16 protein-coding genes and 1 tRNA gene are annotated in these 20,260 nt (G+C 50.5%); 6 read left to right on the top strand and 11 right to left on the bottom strand.

The genetic code is table 11. From position 1 onward, the window contains the following. Positions 1-102 precede the first annotated feature (102 nt). The gene (locus DWZ56_RS14825) at positions 103-1,491 is read left to right on the top strand and encodes a GntR family transcriptional regulator (RefSeq protein WP_118557411.1); all 1,389 of its coding nucleotides are present in this window, start codon (positions 103-105) and stop codon (positions 1,489-1,491) included. Here DWZ56_RS14825 and DWZ56_RS14820 read toward each other — a convergent pair. From DWZ56_RS14820 to DWZ56_RS14800, 5 genes are all read right to left on the bottom strand, one after another. Then, positions 1,472-2,770 carry an ABC transporter substrate-binding protein gene (locus DWZ56_RS14820; RefSeq protein WP_118557410.1) on the bottom strand — a complete coding sequence of 433 codons (1,299 nt, stop codon included), beginning with the start codon at positions 2,768-2,770 and terminating at the stop codon, positions 1,472-1,474. The genes DWZ56_RS14825 and DWZ56_RS14820 overlap by 20 nt on opposite strands. Beyond that, the gene (locus tag DWZ56_RS14815) at positions 2,760-5,228 is read right to left on the bottom strand and encodes an ATP-binding protein (RefSeq protein ID WP_158584609.1); all 2,469 of its coding nucleotides are present in this window, start codon (positions 5,226-5,228) and stop codon (positions 2,760-2,762) included. Before DWZ56_RS14815 ends, DWZ56_RS14820 begins: the two co-directional genes overlap by 11 nt. 146 nt (positions 5,229-5,374) lie before the next feature. Then, positions 5,375-6,622, bottom strand: coding sequence for a M28 family metallopeptidase (locus DWZ56_RS14810; RefSeq protein WP_158584608.1), 1,248 nt, complete (start codon positions 6,620-6,622; stop codon positions 5,375-5,377). 155 nt (positions 6,623-6,777) lie between these two features. Then, positions 6,778-6,862: transfer RNA gene (locus DWZ56_RS14805), tRNA-Leu, on the bottom strand. Positions 6,863-7,173: 311 nt separating this feature from the next. Continuing rightward, positions 7,174-8,316 carry an aldo/keto reductase gene (locus DWZ56_RS14800; RefSeq protein ID WP_118557499.1) on the bottom strand — a complete coding sequence of 381 codons (1,143 nt, stop codon included), beginning with the start codon at positions 8,314-8,316 and terminating at the stop codon, positions 7,174-7,176. Positions 8,317-8,568: 252 nt separating this feature from the next. Here DWZ56_RS14800 and DWZ56_RS14795 point away from each other — a divergent pair, with 252 nt between their 5' ends. Then, complete coding sequence (locus tag DWZ56_RS14795) at positions 8,569-9,582, top strand: LacI family DNA-binding transcriptional regulator (RefSeq protein WP_118557407.1); 1,014 nt, start codon at positions 8,569-8,571, stop codon at positions 9,580-9,582. Between the two features lie 101 nt (positions 9,583-9,683). Here DWZ56_RS14795 and DWZ56_RS14790 read toward each other — a convergent pair whose 3' ends face one another. Next, on the bottom strand, positions 9,684-10,028 hold the full coding sequence (locus DWZ56_RS14790; protein WP_243095289.1) for a hypothetical protein: 345 nt from the start codon (positions 10,026-10,028) through the stop codon (positions 9,684-9,686). 406 nt (positions 10,029-10,434) lie between these two features. Between DWZ56_RS14790 and DWZ56_RS14785 the strand changes: the two genes are divergently transcribed. Together DWZ56_RS14785 and DWZ56_RS14780 are read left to right on the top strand one after the other, a co-directional pair. Next, positions 10,435-12,345, top strand: a complete 1,911-nt coding sequence (locus tag DWZ56_RS14785) for a sucrose-specific PTS transporter subunit IIBC (protein ID WP_118557405.1) — start codon at positions 10,435-10,437, stop codon at positions 12,343-12,345. Positions 12,346-12,445: 100 nt separating this feature from the next. Next, on the top strand, positions 12,446-13,918 hold the full coding sequence (locus tag DWZ56_RS14780) for a glycoside hydrolase family 32 protein (RefSeq protein ID WP_118557404.1): 1,473 nt from the start codon (positions 12,446-12,448) through the stop codon (positions 13,916-13,918). Here DWZ56_RS14780 and DWZ56_RS14775 read toward each other — a convergent pair. The 5 genes from DWZ56_RS14775 to DWZ56_RS14755 form a co-directional block, all read right to left on the bottom strand. Further along, positions 13,887-14,123, bottom strand: coding sequence for a hypothetical protein (locus DWZ56_RS14775; protein ID WP_118557403.1), 237 nt, complete (start codon positions 14,121-14,123; stop codon positions 13,887-13,889). The two genes, DWZ56_RS14780 and DWZ56_RS14775, sit on opposite strands and share 32 nt — an antisense overlap. 33 nt (positions 14,124-14,156) lie before the next feature. Then, complete coding sequence (locus DWZ56_RS14770) at positions 14,157-16,184, bottom strand: ABC transporter permease (protein WP_118557402.1); 2,028 nt, start codon at positions 16,182-16,184, stop codon at positions 14,157-14,159. Beyond that, entirely contained in the window at positions 16,181-16,945 is a 765-nt protein-coding gene (locus DWZ56_RS14765; protein ID WP_118557401.1) for an ABC transporter ATP-binding protein, read from the bottom strand. The genes DWZ56_RS14770 and DWZ56_RS14765 overlap by 4 nt, the downstream gene beginning before the upstream one ends. A 117-nt stretch (positions 16,946-17,062) precedes the next feature. Further along, positions 17,063-18,052: a sensor histidine kinase gene (locus tag DWZ56_RS14760; protein WP_118557400.1), complete on the bottom strand. Its 990-nt coding sequence runs from the start codon at positions 18,050-18,052 to the stop codon at positions 17,063-17,065. A 30-nt stretch (positions 18,053-18,082) separates the two neighbouring features. Beyond that, entirely contained in the window at positions 18,083-18,754 is a 672-nt protein-coding gene (locus DWZ56_RS14755; RefSeq protein WP_118557399.1) for a response regulator transcription factor, read from the bottom strand. Positions 18,755-18,945: 191 nt separating this feature from the next. On the opposite strand from DWZ56_RS14755, the gene DWZ56_RS14750 reads away from it, so the two are divergent. Together DWZ56_RS14750 and DWZ56_RS14745 are read left to right on the top strand one after the other, a co-directional pair. Then, a complete protein-coding gene (locus tag DWZ56_RS14750; RefSeq protein ID WP_118557398.1) occupies positions 18,946-19,515 on the top strand; it encodes a helix-turn-helix transcriptional regulator in 570 nt (189 codons plus the stop codon). Beyond that, positions 19,505-20,236: a DUF6036 family nucleotidyltransferase gene (locus tag DWZ56_RS14745; protein WP_118557397.1), complete on the top strand. Its 732-nt coding sequence runs from the start codon at positions 19,505-19,507 to the stop codon at positions 20,234-20,236. Before DWZ56_RS14750 ends, DWZ56_RS14745 begins: the two co-directional genes overlap by 11 nt. Positions 20,237-20,260: the final 24 nt, after the last annotated feature.

The following is a 20,260-nucleotide window of genomic DNA, read 5'->3' as shown; positions in this document are numbered from 1 at the left end:
CAAACAGGTCAGCTGATGATACAATAAAAAGACACGCCGCAGTGTGATCCTATGCGGAGCATGTTTTGTTCAACAGCAGGTATTTAACAGGGGGAAAGTCCGTTGAAATTAGAGAGTGATCTGAAACGTCATATCTGCGAATATTATGAGGCGAGAATCCTGAGCGGATATTATGGCTGCGGCGACCCGCTGCCATCCATTCATAAAGTCAGCGCCGCCTTTCAAGTGTCTGTTCCGACCGTCAGGGATGCGTTGACGGCGCTGGAGCAGCAGGGATATGTTACGGTGGATGCGAGAAAAGCTGCCAGGGTGACCTGCCGCATTCCCTTATCCGTCTGCCGGCAAAACGCGGCAGAGTATTTTGTGCCCCGGGCTGATGGGATTCTGGATCTTGTCCGCGGCGGGCACCTGCTTCTTCTGCCCTGCTGGAACGCAGGTATTGAGGGATGGAAAAAAGAAGAGAATCCATTTCCCAGCGATGTGATCGCCCCACATGTGGTGCTTTACATAACGGTCCTTAACCGTCTGCAAAACAGGCTGCTGATCAATCTGTACTGGGAAATCCTGCATTATGCCCGTTTTCCGTTTTTAATGAGGCAGGAGGACGCCGCACTCAGCGGCAGCATGGCTGACCGCCAGGGGCCAGATGCACTCGCTGACCTCTGCCAGGGACTGACGGACACCTTCACACAGCATGTAAAAAGCCTCTTCACATTCATTGAGGAGGCCCGCATAGGTTATTCCCTGGAACAGACCGCCCCCGTCCCCTTTCAGTGGCGCATTTACCGGCATCAGCCGCAGCTGCGGTATTCATTTGCTTCCCATCTGATCCGCGGGATCATGTATCACCGATATCCGGTCGGCAGCAAGCTGCCCTCTCTGTCCTGTTTGGCAAAACAGCATGGCATCTCTGTGAATACGGTGCGCCGCACATTAAATCTGCTGGAAAAGCTGGGCGTCGTGGAATCCCATCAGGGCAAACGGAGTACGGTCCGTATGGAGGCCGCCGCCTTTGACGTAGACGAACCGGAAATCCGCGAAGGACTCCGGCTCTATCTGGATGCTCTGCACATTGTCGAACTGACTCTACATCCGGTGATGCTCCATGTGCTGGAAAACGCTTCTCCTAAGGTTCATACAGAATTGGAAACAGGGTTTACCGCTATGCGGGAACAGGGAAAAAGCAACGCATGTTTTGAAGTGATCTTCGCGTTTATTATCAAACACAGCGCGTTTGCGATTGTCCGCGAGTGCTACAACACGCTTCTGGATCTGATCACCTGGGGGTTCCCTCTGGCCCTGTACCGGCTCTTTGGACACAGCCTTCATGAGCAGTATCTGGATTTTAACATCCGGGCCGAGCGGCATCTGCAGGATCAAGACTGGTCCGGTTTTTCATATGGCTGTATGGGATTAATGTCGGACGAACGCCGGCAGGCACTCGCTTTTATCTCACAAAAAAGCGGCAGACCTACCGATTGGCAGCATTAGAGGACATGGTTTCGCGTACGGAAACGGCAAATCCGGTAAGAATCTGTTCCAGCGGCTCTCCGTCTGCCATCTGTAGAGTCGCCTCATTGAGCAGTTTTAACAGGTTAAACGGGATGCGGGCATCGGTATCGCTGAAAATTCGGCCGGCCTCAATCAGAGCGAGTGGCTGTGCAAGCAGCGGATCATCGGTTTTTGCGCCGGCGAGAGGACTTAGGCTGGTCTGCGCGGCCGCATAGCGTTCAATATGTTCCGGCTGCATCAGGAAATCCAGGAAAGCGGCCGCCTCTTTTCTGTGCTCCCCTTCGTTGTTGACCGCCACCAGAACCGACGCACGCACACCTGCCAAAGGGCCCGCATCGCCCACAGGCAGCCCGGCATACCGGTATTCAAATTCCGGTTCTCCGGACTGAAATGCAGTCAGCGTCCAGCTGGGAGCCACGGCAAAAGCCACACCGCCCGACGCGAACTCTTCTCCCAGTACGGTTTGATATGCCCGCGCCTCTGTCTCCCCTGCAAACTGTGCCCGGTCGATGAGCCCTGCCTCTATCAGCCCATATATGTCCGTGATTCCCCGGGAAAATACTTCCGCGGCTGTTACACCTTCATCATAGGTTTTCACGCCTTCCACATAAGCTGCAACCGACCGGCCGGCCATCAAAAATGAGAGGCTCGCGGCATTGCCCTGATAGTTGACCATGGGCGTAAATCCATATTCCTGTACGGTTTCCATATCCCTCACCCACTCGTTAAAGGTATCGGGCATCCGGTCAATTCCACAGGCGCTTAAGACATCCATATTTCCCAGCATCCCTACCGTACTAAGGCACATGGGAACCGCCGGTACCTGACCGTCCAGGGTGATCATCTTCCGGATCATGGGGCTGTACTGCCGGACAAATTCCTCTCCGGACAGATCAGCAATCTTCGTGCCGTACCAGCCATTGGCCGCATAGGTGGATACCGCCTGGTCGCCGATCATAAACAGATCGCCGGCCCTCCCGCTTTGAAGCCGGTCACTCATGATATCCACATATTTTTCCGCAATACCCTCATATACAATGACCACATCTTCATTTTCTTCCATATAGCGGTTTAAGATCGTGTCGATCTCTTCCACCTTGGATTTTCCCACCTTATAGCCAATAAAGCGCAGATTCACTGTGTCCGCCTTCTGCCCCACAATCTGGATGCCGCTGCTTCCGCATCCCGCTGCCAGCATGACCGCAATGAGAAACATAGCCAGAAGAAGGTGCCCGGCGGCGCTGGATTTAGTCCTCATGAATATCCCCCCTTTTGATGGCTTTTTGAATCTCCCGTATGAGAATCTTCACATCTATGGGCTTGGCGATATGGCCGTTCATGCCGGCCGTTTCCGCCAGGATCATATCTTCCGTAAAGGCATCCGCCGTCATGGCGAGGATCGGAATCCGCGCAGCATCCGGCCTGCCCAGGGCCCGTATAGCCCTGGCTGCGTCATAGCCATTCATCCGGGGCATCTGGATATCCATCAAAATCAAATCAAACTGCCCCTCCTCCCCGCTCTCGAAAAAGCGCACTGCCTCCTCGCCGTCCGTGACCCTTTCCACCTGGGCGCCAAAATAGCTTAGCAGCTCTTCAGCGATCTCAGCGTTCATTTCGTTGTCCTCCGCCAGGAGGATACACAGTCCTTTCAGAGGCGCCTCTGACTGTTCCGAGGAATTCCGTATCTTTCTTGGTTCCAGCGCATCCAGAAGCTTCTGCAAAAACAGGGGTTTCGCCAGAAAACCGTCTGCTCCCAGCGCCTGATACCCGGCGGGCAAAAGCCCGTATCCTGACACAAAAAGTTTCGCACCGCAGTTATGTGCGGCCCCGGCGATCTGTAAAAGTCCTTCAAACCCGCTGTCAAGTATGACGATTCCGGGCTTATTTTCCGCCGCCAACGCCTCCATGGCCTCTTCCAGCCTGGCCGCGGTACTCACCCGTACAAATAGGGTTTCAAACGTAGGACGGGCGGTCTCCAGGATCTCCGGATCCCGGTCAATCAGTAAAATGCCTGTGTCTGCCTCCGGCGCAGTGCTGCGAGAGTCCTCCACCGTCGCCGGCAGCGACAGCCGTATGCAAAAAGTACTGCCTTTATCCCGCTCACTTTCCACGGTAATCTCACCGCCCATCTGGCGGACCATCTGTGCTGCGATGGACATGCCCAGGCCGGTTCCTCTGCTTAGAGAATTTTTCTCCTGGGAGAACGGCTCGAAAATAATCTTTTGATACTCCTTGCTCATACCGATCCCGTTATCCGCCACCTCAATGCGAAGCCAAACCGTGCCTTTTCGGTCCGGATCCCACCCACCGGACAGCCGCAGCCGGATCTGTCCGCCCTCCGGCGTATACTTTACGGCATTGGAAAGTATATTGACCAGTACCTGGCTAAGCCGCATCCCATCTCCGGTGAGACAGTCCGGTCCCTCCCAGCGGGCGCAGGCGCTAAACGTATGCTGACGCATCTGTACCTGGGGCTGGATTAAGTCCACCGCCTTTTCTATCACCGTGCTGATGGAAAAAGGGCTGTGCTCCAATATCATTTTCCCGCTTTCAATCTTGGACATATCCAGAACATCGTTGATGATACCAAGCAGATACTGGGAAGATGCGCCGATTTTTTCGATACAGGCTTTCACCCGTTCCTCATCCGACAGATCCAGTTTCATCAGCTCCGTCATACCGATGATCGCGTTCATCGGGGTGCGGATCTCATGGGACATATTGGAGAGGAATCCGCTTTTTGCCTGGTTTGCCATCCGGGCTGCTTCCATCTCATACCGCAGTTTCCATCGGCGTCGGTCGACCACAGTCAGGGCCACTGTTCCCAACAGCAGCACCCCTGTCAGAAGCAGGATGGCCAATATAGCGTCCATACCGTTTTGCTGCAGAGCCGCCGCAGGAATCACCGATACGATGAACCAATCGGTATGATCGGTGAGCGGCACGAAGCACAAATAACAGTTCTCTCCCCGAAAATCCATCCGTACCGTAAACTGCTCCCTGTTGACCAGTGCGGCACGCATGCTTTCAATTACCGCAGGATCATTGCCCTGATAAGCTTCAAGCATGGTAAACAGGCCTGAGTAAAGTCCCTGTCCGAATCGATTCTTGGGAAGCATGATAAAATCCCCTTCGCTCCCGGAGACCATGTAGCAATAGCCCTGTCCATTGTGGAAGACCATAAAGTCTTCCATATACAAATCATCCAGCACACACTCAGCATAGATTCGGCATGGAATTTGGTTAATCACCGCGGAATATGCGATAGCAGTCTGCCAATATCCGCTTTTCCCAATGTAACAACTGGAGAATTCGCCGTCATTCGGGCAGCGCTCCGCCAACTCTTCGGCTCCCTCCAAATCCAGGGCCGATCCTTCTGTCAACGGCGTACCGTCCTGCGCAAGGATGTGGATATGGTAAACCGTGCCGGCCCCCAGTTCATACGCGGCCAGCCGGTCCACTCCGTCCGTACCGATACTTTGCAGAGAGACCTCATTGGCAAAGGAGCGAAGCGAAGTCCTTATGTCATCCAGACGCAGCTCCAGCACCTCGGCGGACTTCACAGTCATCTCCCATGCCAATGTTTTGCTTTCGTCCACAATGCGCGTATAAAGCTGATATGTATAGACACCCACATAAAGCAGGACCAGAAACAGCAGAACAGCTGCTCCGGCGCCAAACCGTACACCGCCCGATCTTTCACTTTTTTGAACCACAATCGTTCCCTCCCCGGAATACCCGCCGAACATCCACCTACTCTGTCTCGTATTATAGCATTTGTTGCAATCTGTTACAAGGGTGGACAATGTTTTCGAGGAACAGAAATCCGGGTACGGCTCGGCGTACCCGGATTTCCGGCAGATTATTTCTTTTCCTCTTTTTTCAGTAAATCGCGTCCTAAATATTTATCCAGCTCTTCCTTCATATTATCAGGCATTTCGCGAACGACCGGAATCACGTAAGCATTCGCCATTGTTTCAACAAACTTCAGGATAAATTCGGTATCTTCTCCTAATATCCTCTGTGATAAATGTTCCATTACATCAAAGCGGCAGTGAATCCTCGCGGTACCCGCGCTGCCTCTTGCAAATGAAACGGCCGGAACACCCGCGTCCGCAAAAGGTGTGGAATCACTGGAATATACACCCTGGCTGGATTCCAGCGGATATCCCTCCACCCTGGCATAATAATCTATGTAATGGACCAGCGACATGTCCGCTGTGCTGACCGCAATCCGATTGCCGAGAACAGAGCCTAACATATCCACATTTACCACCAACTTAATATGCTCCAATTCCTCCCCATGGTCTTTCACATAAGCCTTGGAACCTAACAGCCCTCTTTCCTCGCTTCCGCACCATATAAAACGGATATTATGCTTTAAATGCCTATCCTTTAATTCTTCCGCAATGCTGTACAGACAAACGGCTCCTGTCGCATTATCATAAGCGCCTTTCGAATTCGGCACGGAATCATAGTGCGCGCAGCAGACAATCCAGTCCTCGCTCTCACCTTTGATCTCACAAATCAGATTGTGCGATTTTTCATCCTGCATGGTCTGTTCGACCGTTAGCTTTACATGTGTGGCCTGGCGTTCAATTAATTCAATCGCATCCTGAATACGTATATTGACACCCGGCATATTTCCAAATACCTGCGAACTCTCTCTTAATTCTCTAGGATCCAGATCATTTTCTTCCCGGTCAATATCACCGTTATACGTTATGAAACCGATCGCATGCGCTTCACATAAGGCTTTGAATTTATTCATGCCCAAATACCCATTTACAAGGGCAATTCTGCCCTCTGCGTTTTTGCGTGAGACCGGTGTATCGCTTTCAAAATATGCCAGCTCTGCCGACAGTCCGTCCGCATTTACACATCCCATATAAGCGGTTGCTTCATATACTTTATGGTATGGCTCTGTCACTTCGAATTTAACTTTCTGTACTGTATTTCTCACCACATCAAAGGCCTCAATCCGGCTATCCAATCCTATCTTGGTCAGTTCATCCGCAATGATTCTGCAGGCCTTTAATTCTGACTCCGTACCGCTAATCCTTTCAAAATATAGCTGATTTAATAATTCATATTCCTTGCCGATATTCATCTTTAACTCCTTCCTTTTTATCATGCATTTTTCTTAGGTGAATCAAAGGTCATCTCTGATGAAGCGTTTTGGTTCAATAGGCCGTATTTTGCTAATGAACGAAATAAAAAAACCGTAAACACCTGCTAATGAGGCATCTTACGGTTCTTTTGCTCTGCAGATGGCGGGACTTGAACCCGCACGGGCGTTATGCCCACATGAACCTGAATCATGCGCGTATGCCAATTCCGCCACATCTGCTTATACTGCACTTGGCATGCTTAATTATTGTAATCAACATTTAAAGAAATGTCAAGATTTTTCTTGGATTATTTAGCAATTTCGGTAACAGTGTGTTACTGTTCACACGCTGCCAATAAAGCAGCGTAAGAGAGGGCAGGGTATGGTCCTCATAGGGATCCCTTGAAGCCCGCCGGTACTTATTGCTGTGTATTTTACAGCATTAGTACCGCTGCGCGCTTCACGGAGCGAGAGCGGGTCCCAATGAGGACCATACCCTGCTCTCTCTTACGCGGGAATTTTTCGGTAACTGTGAACAGCAACAACAGTGTTTATCCAAACACTTTTTCCGCCTGTACCATCCTCTCCCGGACCTTCACACCGAAGGGACAGCGCTTCTCGCATCCGCCGCAGGCAGTGCAGTCTTTCGCATTGGCCGTCAGGCTGCCGTAATGAGCATGGACGGTGGCCGGCACTTCCTCCTGCATAGCTGCCAGATCATACAGCTTGTTCACCATAGCGATATCAATGCCTGCCGGACAGGGAGCACAGTGCCCGCAATAGGTACACTGTCCGTAGTAGGCATGCTTCGGCGCACCGGCCAGAACGCTGGCATAATCCTTTTCCTCTTCTGTGGCCGTCTCATATGCCACGGCGGCACGCACATGCTCCGGCGTATCGTATCCCACCATCACGCTGGCCACAGCCGGCCTGGTGAGCGCATAGTGCAGGCACTGTACCGGCGTCAACGCAACGCCAAAAGGCGAGCTTTCCGCCGAAAACAGGCGGCCCCCGGCATACCCCTTCATCACGGTGATGCCCACGCCCTCCCTCTCACATACGCTATAGAGCTCGGCCCGCTCCGGCGCTATACCGCCAAGCTCTTCCGCATAATCATCGCTGAAATATATATTCAAATCTTCAGTGGCCGGCATCATATCAAAAGCCGGATTGATGCTGAACAGAATCATCTCGATCTCACCCTGCAGGGCCGCCAGACGGGCCACATGGGAATTATGGGTGCTAAGTCCGATATGCCGGATCATCCCTTCTTTTTTCAGTTCCCGCACATATTCCATGAATTCCCCATCCACAACGCGGCGAAATTCCGCCTCCTCATCCACAAAATGAATCATTCCCAGGTCTATGTAATCCGTGCGCATCCGCTCCAGCAAGTCCTGAAACGCTTCCTTTACCTTACTAAGCTCACGGGTCCGCACATACTGCCCGTTCTGCCAGGTTGAACCCAGATGTCCCTGAATCACCCATTTCTCACGGTGCGGTTCAATAGCCGCGCCGATATTTGAGCGCACATTTGGCTCCGACATCCAGCAGTCCAGGATATTGATCCCATTCTCCTCACAGCAGCGAATTACCTCTTCTACCTCTTTTGCATTATGGCGCTCCAGCCATTCCCCTCCCAGACCGATCTCACTGACCTTTAATCCGGTTCTTCCCAGCTCTCTGTATTTCATATTCCCCTTCTTTCCCCGCACTCTCCTCCTGTGACAGGATGTCCTTATGTGCAGCATTTTGCATTACTTCCAATACTTCTAGCGGACATCGATTTATTTATTATTATAGCTTTACCCTCCAAAAATCTCAACACTTTTTTCGGCCTTGGGGGAATAACTGACGGTGCAAGCGCCATATAGAAAAATATCCTGAAGTATGGTATCATTAACAGATAGAATCCCATTCCCAATAAACCGAGGTGTCTGCATTATATGGAAAACAAAGAGAGCAGGATAACAAAGAAAATTACAATCGCCGATATTGCCGATATGGCCGGGGTCACCAAAAGCACAGTCTCCAGATATTTTAACGGGGGCAGTGTCAAAGGATCCACCAGAGAAAAGATTCAGGAGATCGTTAAGGCCCATGACTATGAGCCCAATACCTTCGCACGTTTAAAGGCCAGCAAAAGCAATGTGATCGGGGTTGTGCTCCCCACTCTGAACTCCAAGGTCACCAGCAGGGTGATCACCAGTATCGGCCGCTATCTGCGCGAACATGGATATGAAGCTCTGATAAAGGACTCTGACCACAGCAGCGAACTGGAACGCAGGAATATTCAGTGGCTGATCGCCCAGAATGTGGACGGGATACTGTTAAGTGCTATCACCATGTCTGAGGAGCACCGGCAGCTGATCCATGAGTGTCCGGTTCCGGTAGTGGTGCTGGCGCAGGACTATGGGGACGGAATCACGGTAACCCAGGACGATTACGGCGCGGGCAGAGCCATGGGAATGTATATCGGCAGGAGCGGCCCCGGCAGAGTCGCATATCTGGGTGTGAATGAAAGTGACGCGGCTGTGGGCATCGAACGCAGACGCGGAGTGATTGACGGTCTTAAGGAATGCGGCATCACGGATATCCTGACCGTTACAGGCGATTACAGCTATCAGAGCGGCCAGGAAATGGCCGAAGCGGTGCTGAAGGAAGGGCCGGTGGACGCAATGATCTGCGCTACGGACCGCCTGGCCTTCGGCGCATACCGGGTTCTGGAACGTCACGGTCTAAATATACCGGATGACGTATCGGTTGCGGGCTTTGGAGGCTATGATGAAAGTGAACTGCTCAAGCCGCAGCTGACCACTCTGCGCTTTGACTCCTATACCCTCGGTTATCTGGGCGCCGAAACACTTTTGAAACGCATCCGCAAGGAACCGGTGCCAAAAAAGCAGATCGTAGATTACACTTTAATTGAAGGCCAAAGCGTAAAAATTCCAAGCAGGTAGCCGGATTCTGTAATATTTTCTGCCGTAGGCGGACCGCACGCAAGCGGAAGGGCTGTTGCACTTTCATACAAAACGAACAGAGCTTGCTTATACAGCGAAGCTTATTTTACTTTGTCCAACAACTTATTGGCATAGTTATTCAGTTTTTCACACGGCCCATATTTTGTCTTATATCCTGTACCGTTAATTACAACAAACGGATTGTATGCCGTAATTTCTTCCTGGGAACCATCAGCCATTGCAAGTGTGAACATAACTGCCTGACCGTCATATTCCGTATATGAGTTATCTTCGTTATAAATAACGACTTCATTGAGATATGCAACAAGTTCTTTAATCTCTGTTACTTGGATTGTCTTATCAGGCGGAGCCAAATGGACTGTTGCAGAAACAATATCCGATGCTTCTAAATCCTTATAAGGCTTTCGACCAGAAAAAGCAAACACAACAATACCTATAACGGCTAAGCAGCCTATTATTGCTAGTAATCCTTTTTTTCTTCATAGATATATCCCCTTTCAAAATTATGTTTCTATTTATATAGACGAAAAAATCAACAAAATGTTACAGATTTCAGTCTGAAATACCTTTGTTGCACGTTTATCTGCTTGTGTATATGTAATTGTACTTGAAAAACTATCCAAAAACAATTGCTTACTTAAAATAAAGAAAGAGTGCGTTCGCTGGTGCGGCAGCTCTTTTTATATATATTGCACAAAATATCACTGTGTTTTTCTACATTTAAAAACGGTACCGGTTCCATTATTCGCATTGACTTTTACGGCTTCAAGCGTTATCATTTAAGTATGGAACCGGTGCCAACATTAAAAGGAGAAGGAAAGGGGCAGAGCAATGAATTATACGGAAACAGCCAAAAAGGTAATACAATACGTAGGGGGAAAAAGCAATATAAAATCGGTGACGCACTGTGCGACGAGACTTCGGTTTCAGCTGCGTGACAACGGACTTAGAAACGAAGACGCGATCAGCGATCTGGAAGGGGTAAAAGGCGTCTTTCTGACACAGTCCCAGTTTCAGATCATATTCGGATCAGGCACCGTAAATCTGGTTTGTGATGAGGTGCAGAAGCTCCTGGGGGAGACATCGGAACAGCCCGAAGAAAAGGAAGAGAAGAAGGGCAATCTCCTTCAGCGTTTTATCAAAATGCTAAGCGATATCTTTGTACCGATCATCCCCGCCATTGTGGCCGGCGGTCTGCTGATGGGGCTGAACAATCTGCTCACATCCCCCCTGATAAACGGCCACTCCGTCATAGAGCTGTATCCGCAGTGGCAGGGACTCGCCTCAGCCATCAATACCTTTGCCAACGCGCCGTTTACATTTCTCCCAGTACTGATCGGCTTCAGCGCAACGAAAAAGTTCGGCGGCAATGCCTTTCTGGGCGCCGCCATGGGCATGATCATGGTGCATCCCGACCTGCTGAACGCTTATCAGATCGGCCTGGCAGACCCGCCGGTATGGAGTATATTCGGATTTGAGATCGCTGCCATCGGCTATCAGGGCACTGTGCTGCCAGTGCTGGCCGTATCCTGGATACTGGCATCCATAGAGAAACGGCTGCACAAGGTGACCCCGTCCTGGCTGGATAACCTGACCACACCGCTGCTGTCCATACTGGTCACATCCTTTCTGACCTTTATCTGTGTCGGCCCTGTTTTGAGGGAAGCCGGCAACCTGCTGGCTGCGGGCATCACCTGGCTCTACAATACGCTCGGCCCAATCGGTGGCGCTTTATTCGGCTTCGCCTACGCACCCATCACAATGACCGGCATGCATCACAGCTTTATCGCCATTGAGACACAGCTTCTTGCAGACAGCGCCAATACCGGCGGCAGTTTTATCTTCTCCACAGCCAGCATGAATAACGTGGCCCAGGGGGCCGCTGTCCTGGCGGTGCTTTTAATGACGAAAAACAAAAAGATCAAATCCATCTGTTCCGCTTCCGGTATCTCCGCACTCCTCGGAATCACCGAACCCGCCATGTTCGGCGTGACGCTGAAGCTGAAATATCCTTTTTATGCAGCCATCATAGGCTCCGCGGCAGGCAGCGCTTACCTGGCCTGGACGAAAACATTGGCACAGGCGCTGGGTGCGGCAGGGCTTCCCGGGTTCATCTCCATGAAGCCGGATCACTACCTGAATTTCGCTGTTGGCCTGGTGCTGTCCATGGGGATTTCCTTCGCGCTCACAATCCTGTTCTGGAAAAAGTTCGGGCTGGAAAAGGAAGAGGCACGCCCAGCATCAGGCACAGATGTAACAGACACAGACAACGCGGCAGCAGAACCCTCTGCAGCGCTCCTGTATCCGCCCATGAACGGAGAACTGCTGCCTGTAGAGCAGGCGGACGATCCGGTTTTCGCATCCAAGGCTCTGGGCGACGGCATCGCCATAAATCCGGCGGACGGTATGGTTTATGCCCCCTGTGACGGCACGGTAAGCCTGCTGTTTCCGACAAAACACGCCATAGGCATCACGTCGGACAGCGGCGTTGACGTGCTGATCCACATCGGAATCAACACGATACAGCTGGACGGGGAAGGTTTTGAGGCGTTTGTGGAACAGGGAATCCGGGTGAAAAGAGGCGACCGGCTCATCAAAGCGGATCTGGACTATATCAGGCAAAAGGGGCTGAATCCGCAGACCATCATGATATTTCCGGAGGGGGACGGCCTGACTGTCGAAACCTTCCCGGCGGCTGCGGCTGATCTGAATACCCCTGCAGTTAAAGTAAGCAGACATTGACCCGTTGGGCGCAGCCGGTCTGCGTAAGGAACATATAAACGATACGTATGCCCATAAGGCCGCCACTCTCGCGCTGATGGCATAGACCAGGAGGAATTTCATGAAAAAATACGAAAAAGTTACCAAAGCGGATTATGAAAGATGGTATCGGGAAAACGAGGAATACCGCCGCCGTGTAAGCCAGGACGGCTGCCGGCTTAGTTACCACCTGATGCCGGAGACCGGCTGGCTCAATGACCCCAACGGCCTGTGCCAGTTTCACGGTATCTATCATATCTATTTCCAGTACACCCCCTTTGAACCAAGCGGACAGATAAAGCTTTGGGGGCATTACACCACAGAAGATTTCATCCATTATACGGACTGCGGGCCGGTGCTGTTTCCGGATCAGGATTTTGACGCCCACGGTGTCTACTCAGGCTCCGCCTTCATAGAGGATGACGTAATCCACTATTTTTATACCGGCAATGTGAAATACTTCGACCGGAACGATTACGATTACATCATGACCGGACGCGGCAGCAATACCGTACACTGTACCAGCAGAGACGGTGTTCACTTCTCCACCAAGGAGCTTTTGATGACCAATGCGGATTATCCGGCGGATATAAGCGCCCATGTCCGTGATCCCAAGATTATTAAAAAAGACGGTATCTACTATATGGCCCTCGGCGCCAGAGATGTCCATGATAAGGGCATGGTGCTTTTATACCGCTCCGAAGATTTAAAACACTGGAACTCTTACAGCCGCATCACCACCGGCGAGTCCTTTGGCTATATGTGGGAATGCCCGGATCTCTTTTATCTGGACGGCAGGCTCTGCCTGATCTGCTGTCCCCAGGGAGTGGAGCCGGACGGCATGGACTACTGGGATGCGCAGCAGTGTACGGTTATGATGTTAGAATACGATTTCACACCGGGGCAGTGCAGCCCGGATGCCATAAAGGATATCCGGGTGGTGGACCGTGGATTTGATTTCTATGCCCCTCAGACCTTTTTAGATGAGCGGGGACGCCGCATCCTGATCGCCTGGATGGGAAACGCGGGGACGGACTATACAAACCCCACTGCTGCCGCGGGATGGCAGCATGCCCTCACCCTTCCCCGCGTCTTACACGTAAAAAACGGCCGGCTGATACAGCAGCCGGTCGAAGAGCTGAAAAACTTAAGGAAAAACAGCAGCACCTGTTCCCTGCCCTGCGAGTCGGGCTGCCGGTCCGGGATTATCTATGAAGCGGAACTTGTATTCAGCCGCTGCGAAACCATGTGCGCGCAGCTGCGAAACAGCGTCCTCCTCTCCTATGAGGCAGGCTTGCTGACCCTGGATATGGGGAGTGCCGGCAGCGGCAGGAAACGCCGTTATTTAAAGCTTAACGGACTGCATTCCCTCCGGATTTTTTCCGATACCACATCTCTGGAAATCTTCGTAAACGGCGGAGAAGAGACATTTACCACCAGAGTTTACGACGGCGTTCTGCCGGAGGGAGAAATACAGCTCACCATAAACGGAATATGTGAAGGCACGCTGACACTCCATGAGCTTAACGGCGTATCCTGGATGCAGGATCACTGATCCTGCTGCGCCTTCTCTCAAACCAGCAAAGCAGGCCGTCCATGAGGGAGCAGAGCAGGGAGCCAATAAAGAGGAGTATCCCAATCTGGAACAGGATGGCGGCGAACACGGCAAAGCCGCTGCTTTCTGCCGCCTCTTCCAGCAGCCTTTTTCTTTTCCTACCGGTTTTATCCGATGATTTTCTGATGAAATTATCTGTCCTCACAGGGCATCCTCCTCTCTTTCCGGCTGCAGCGCACTACTCTTTTCTGCCGCTGACAATATTATAATAAGCGTGTGACGTCATGTTGTATACCATTACATAAAACAGCGAAAATACCAGAAAACAACCGGCGGTTACAAGGATCAGCAGCTTTGTATTGAGTAGGTTAAACAGCGCCAGCAGTTTTGAAATCATCGGAAACGCAAAGGCGACATGCATGCCCGCGGTGACGAGCGGCAGGAAAAATACCGTGAGCACTTGGGAATTGATGCTCTTTTTAATCTCCCTTTTTGTCATGCCCACCTTCTGCATGATCTCAAATCTGGACTGATCCTCATATCCCTCAGACACCTGTTTATAATACATGATCAGAACCGCAGCGAATATAAATACCAGTCCCAGCAGCACTCCCAGGAAGAATAATCCGCCATAGAGCGCGTAAAAACCGCCCCGTTCATTTGCAACGCTCTCCACGGGAACGCTGGGAAAGCTGTTGTCGTCTATCTGCAGCTGCCGCACCTTTTCTTTTATCCCTTCATAAACGGCAATCTGCTCTTCATCTGCACAGTCCAGATCAAAACAGTAATAATAATGCTTGTAGGAACGGTTATCCCCATACTTCTCTGCCTGTATGTCGAATATGTCTTCCATCACATTTAGATCCGGCACAAACAGATAGATGCTGGGAAGCACCTGCATGGCGTCATTTCCGTTATCCAGAAATCCCGGCACCACCTCTTTGATCTTCAGAGTGCCGCAGTCCTCTATGCTGATTGTATCATACGGGTAATCCGTATCCGTGCTGCAGATCAGCACCTGGTCAGCCTCCAGCGTCTCCGTTCTTCCCATCAGCCGGTTATAGTCCTCCAGCGGGACGAAGAACAACTGCCGCATCTTGCCGGCATCCGTCAGCTCAAATCCGGTCATGCTGCTCTTGTCAAACAGCACCCGGTCACCTTCCAATAAACCCGCCACATCCAGATACCGGTAATCCAGGACATTTTCCTGAATAAGCCCGTGCTCCGCAAGAGTGCTCTGCACCGCTTCCTGCACTCTGGCCACATGCGGCTCCTCTATGGAATAGGTATCCACAACGATGTTTCCTGGATAGCGCGTTCTTAAGCTCTCTTCTGTCCCGATATATAAGCAGACCGTGGACGAAAGCATCACCAGAACCATCGTGGAGAGGATACAGATGGATGCCAGACCGGCCCCGTTGCGTTTCAGCCGGTAAGCCATGGAGGAGACGGACACGAAATGATTCGTCCTGTAGTAATAGCGCCTGTTTTTCTGAAGCAGCTTACAAACAGCCACCGAGCCGGCGGTAAACAGCATATAGGTGGCGATGATCACCATGATTACCGCGACAAAAAACCAGAGCATGGCCGCCAGCGGTTCCTCCACCTTGACCGCCACATAATAAGCGCATCCCAGCATCACCGCTCCGATTAATGCCAGCAGCCAGTTGGCTTTCGGCGGTTTCTCTCCTACCGATTCGCTGTGAAGCAGCTCCACCGGCTTTGATACATGGATCTGCCGCAGTGTATTCAGCAGGATCAGCAGAAAGATCGCTGCAAAAAGCGTAAGCGTCTGCGCAATAGAGCTAAAGCCTACAGTGAAAGTAAAGCTGACCGTGCCTCCCAGTATGTTGGTCATACAAAGCTCCGCCGCTTTGGAAAACAGGATGCCGCACAGCAGCCCGCCTGCCATGGAGATCACATAGATGATCAGGCTCTCCCAGATCAGGATTCTTCCCAGATTCCATTTGCCCATGCCGAGAATATTGTAGAGTCCAAACTCCTTCTTCCTTCTGCGGATCAAAAAAGAATTGGTATAAAACAGGAAAATCAGTGCAAACACATCGATCACGCCGCAGCCCATGGACAGGATCATCTGCATCGACTCACCGCCCGGCATGGCGGACACCGCCTCACTGCGGGAGAGAAACGAAATGATGTAAAACATCATCACAATTCCGATGCAGGTCAGGATATAGGGCAGATACGTCTGGCGGTTTTTGCGTATTCCGTTCCATGCCAGCCTGGAATAAAAGAACCGCTTCATGATCTATCACCGCCTGTCGCGAGCAGTGTGAGCGTATCGGATATTTTCTGATACAGCTCTTCATTCGTGCTGTTGCCGCGGTAGATCTGATGGAACACTTCCCCGTCCTTGATAAACAGCACCCGGCCCGCATGGCTGGCCGCTTTAACAGAATGCGTCACCATCAGGATCGTCTGGCCGTCCCAATTGATCTCCGAAAAGAGCTGCAGAAGCTCTGCTGTCGCCTTGGAATCCAGCGCACCGGTGGGCTCATCCGCCAGAACCAGCCTTGGGCCCGTGATCAGCGCCCGTGCCACTGCGGCGCGCTGCTTCTGCCCGCCGGATACCTCGTAGGGATATTTCTGCAGCAGTTTAGAGATTCCCAGCTTTTCAGCGATGGGGGTCAGCCGCTTATTCATATCTTCATAGGTATGCCCCGCCAGCACCAGGGGAAGAAAGATATTGTCCTGCAGGCTGAAGGTATCCAGCAGGTTAAAATCCTGAAACACGAACCCCAGATTATCCCGGCGAAACGCCGCGATTTCCGATTCTTTGATCTTGGACAGGTCATGTCCGTCCAGGAAAACAGTGCCGCCGCTGGGCTTATCCAGCGCGGCCAGTATATTTAAAAGCGTCGTTTTGCCGGAGCCGGACTCTCCCATGATCGCCACATATTCTCCCTTTTCCACGCTGAAGGTCACATCTCTTAAAGCCTGTACCTGGTTTCCTCCAAAGCGGGTGGTATAGATTTTTTTCACATTGTTTACTTCCAATATCGGCATCTCAATTACCTCCGTTTGATTTCTTACGGGCTCATTATAGCAAAAGAGGGAAATGCGCCGCCATCGATCCGGCTTACATTTCCCCATTTTGATCTTACACTTTTGAAAGGTGCCGGTTCACTCCGTCTCCAGATCGGCGCTGTCCAGGCAGATTCGGATGGAGGTGCCGGCACCTACGGCAGAGGAAACCTGGATCTTATGGCCCAGGTTTTCGCAGATGCGGCGGCAGAGATAGAGGCCGATGCCGCTGGCCTTTTTATCGCTGTGGCCGTTGTATCCGGTATAGCCCTTTTCAAATACCCGGGGAATATCCTCCAAAGCTATGCCTATGCCTGTATCCCGGATACAGAGAGTCTTCGGCTCCTCCAGCGTGATGGATATGCTGCCGCTCTTCGTATATTTAATAGCGTTTGACAGCACCTGTTCGATGACGAACAGCAGCCATTTCTCATCGGTCAAAACGCTGCAGTTTACGGGCTCATATTCCAGGCGGAGCTTTTTGCGTATAAACTGTGAAGAGAACCGCCGCACCGCCTGCTTTATGATGCTGTCCAGATCGCAGCGGCGGATCAGGTAATCCGTAGTGCCCGCATCCAGCCGAAGATATCCCAGCACCATCTCCACATACTGCTCGATGCGCAGCAGATCATAGGAAAGCTCCTTATTAAGAGGCGTATCCTCGCTCTGCAGATTCAGGCGCATGGAAGCGATGGGGGTTTTAATCTGATGGGCCCAGACCGTATAGTATTCCACCAGATCCGTATATTTCGCGTTCATCCTGTCCTCCAGCTTCTGGCGTTCATCATATACAATGCGGACCAGCGCCTGATAATCCTCTTCCAGCAGCCCTTTGGGGGCCGGCAGATGATCGGCGGTAACCGTGATCTCATGCATCAGAAATTCCAGCTGCCGGTGTTTCCTGTAAAAGGCGATGTAATCCAGAAGCACGGCTGCCGCGCCGATAAAGGCGCTGATGGCGCAGGCATACCCCACGGCGGATACCGGCAGCCGGTACAGCGCAAATGTGACGGCAAATACGGCGCAGAAAATAAGATAAACAATAACGTTCCTTGTGTGTATTAAAAGATAGCGCATAAATAATTTCATGATGCTCTCCTGTCTTAGGTGAGAACGCATTTATTCGATGATATACCCCATCCCCACTTTGGTTGTGATAAATCCGGTCAGGCCTGCATTGTCCAGTTTTTTTCGCAGCCTGGCCACGTTGACCGTCAGCGTGTTCTCATCCACAAAACTGTCCGTCTCCCAGAGCCGTTCCATCAGCGAATCGCGGCTCACAACTTTCCCTTTGCTTTGCATCAGGGCCTGGAGTATGCGGTATTCATTTTTGGACAGATCGATTTTCTCACCTTTGTAGGTCAGCGCCGCGTCCGCGATGTTGAGCATAGCGCCTCTGTGCTCCAGGATATTCACCTGTCCTCCAAAATCATAGGTCCGGCGCAGCACCGCCTGCAGCTTGGCCACCAATACATTCTGGTCAAAGGGTTTGGCGATAAAATCATCCCCGCCCATATTCATCGCCATGACGATGTTCATATTATCGGAAGCGGAAGAAATAAAAATGATCGGGACCTTGGATACCTTCCGTATTTCCGTGCACCAGTGATAGCCGTTGTAAAAGGGCAGAGATATATCCAGCAGCACCAGATGGGGATTGAACTGTGCGAAATCCGCCAGCACATTGCGGAAATCCTCCACACACTTTGCCTCCAGATCCCAGGCTTCAGTCAGCCTGCGGATCGCACCGGCGATGCCCATATCATCTTCTACGATTAATATTCGGTACATATGATTCCTCCATTTTAAAATGGTATGTAAAAATATGCTACCATAAAGATGCGCTGCTGTCAGCTTAAATTTATTTTATGGATATTTATACCCATAATCGGTTGATGCATATCAAACTTGGTCTGCAGGTATAATCAAGATTGACAGTATAACGGTTGACCGATATAATAATATTAAGGCAGGTGATTATAATGACTATAAACGAAATTATGGAAAAACGAAACATCTCTAAATATAGATTATCAAAAAACAGCGGTATCCCATATACCACTCTGACAGATATTATAAACGGCAAGGCGCAGCTTGAAAAGTGCAGTGCACAAACCGTATATAAACTGTCACAGGAACTCCATATTACAATGGAAGATTTGCTTTCCCCTTATTTAGAAAAGCGGTGTAGCTTTGAGCTGTTCAAAAGCAATGTCTGCCATACGTTAAGAGAGCTTGGTGATATCGACTTTATTATCAACACCTTGCAAAAAAATAAAATCCGAACGTATTATGAGCGCAAATGGTATCCCGAATGCTTTTATCTGCTGGCAATGCTAGATTATATCAGCCGTATACATGATGTGCCGTTGTGTAAAGAATACAGCGATCTTCGCAGACAATCTCTTAAAGATGTGTTGTACCCTGCCAGTATTGTAGCAGCTGCAGCCATATCGAATGACGAGATGGTAAAACAAAGGGCAATAGCAGAATCCATTCCTGAATTCATGCGATTTAATATCGTAGAAAATGAGGTGCGAAATGTCATCTGAAGACACAAATTATTTCACTAAAGCAAATCTTGATGATTATCTCAGAGAGCTTGGCAAAGAATATAGGCGTCTGAACGGCAAGAAAGGTATGCCTGCCGAAATCATTTTAATTGGCGGCGCTGCTATTATTGCCAATTATGGTTTCCGCGATACGACTACCGATGTAGATGCCGTAATACATGCCGTATCTTCGATGAAAGACGCAATTAACCGTGTAGGCGATAAATATAAACTGCCGAACGGCTGGTTAAATGCAGATTTTATGAAAACAGGCTCTTATTCCCCAAAGCTGGAAGAATTTTCGGTGAGATACCGTGAATTTTCAAATGTGTTAGAAGTACGGACAATTGCGGCTGAATACCTGATCGCGATGAAGCTGCGATCAGGCAGAAAATATAAGAACGATTTATCTGATATTATAGGGATTCTGTATGAACACGAAAAACGTGGTAATCCCTTGATGCTGGAAGATATTGATAAAGCCGTCTCCAATCTTTACGGAGGATGGGAAACCATTCCTGCCGACTCAATATCATTTATTAAAGATACAATGAAAAAGAGCAATTTGGAAAAAGCCTATCAAGCTGTACGCAATGAAGAAAAACGTTCAAAAGATTTGCTTATTCAGTTTGAGGCTGACTATCCCGGTATAACCAACACCGAAAATGCAGACACCATACTGGATACGCTTAAGCGTAAGAAAAAACAGGAATCGGAATAATAACCGAATATACAAAACAATTGC

Source organism: Lachnotalea sp. AF33-28 (genome assembly GCF_003477885.1).
Lineage (GTDB): Bacteria > Bacillota > Clostridia > Lachnospirales > Lachnospiraceae > AF33-28.
This window is presented reverse-complemented; position numbering and strand designations above follow the sequence as displayed.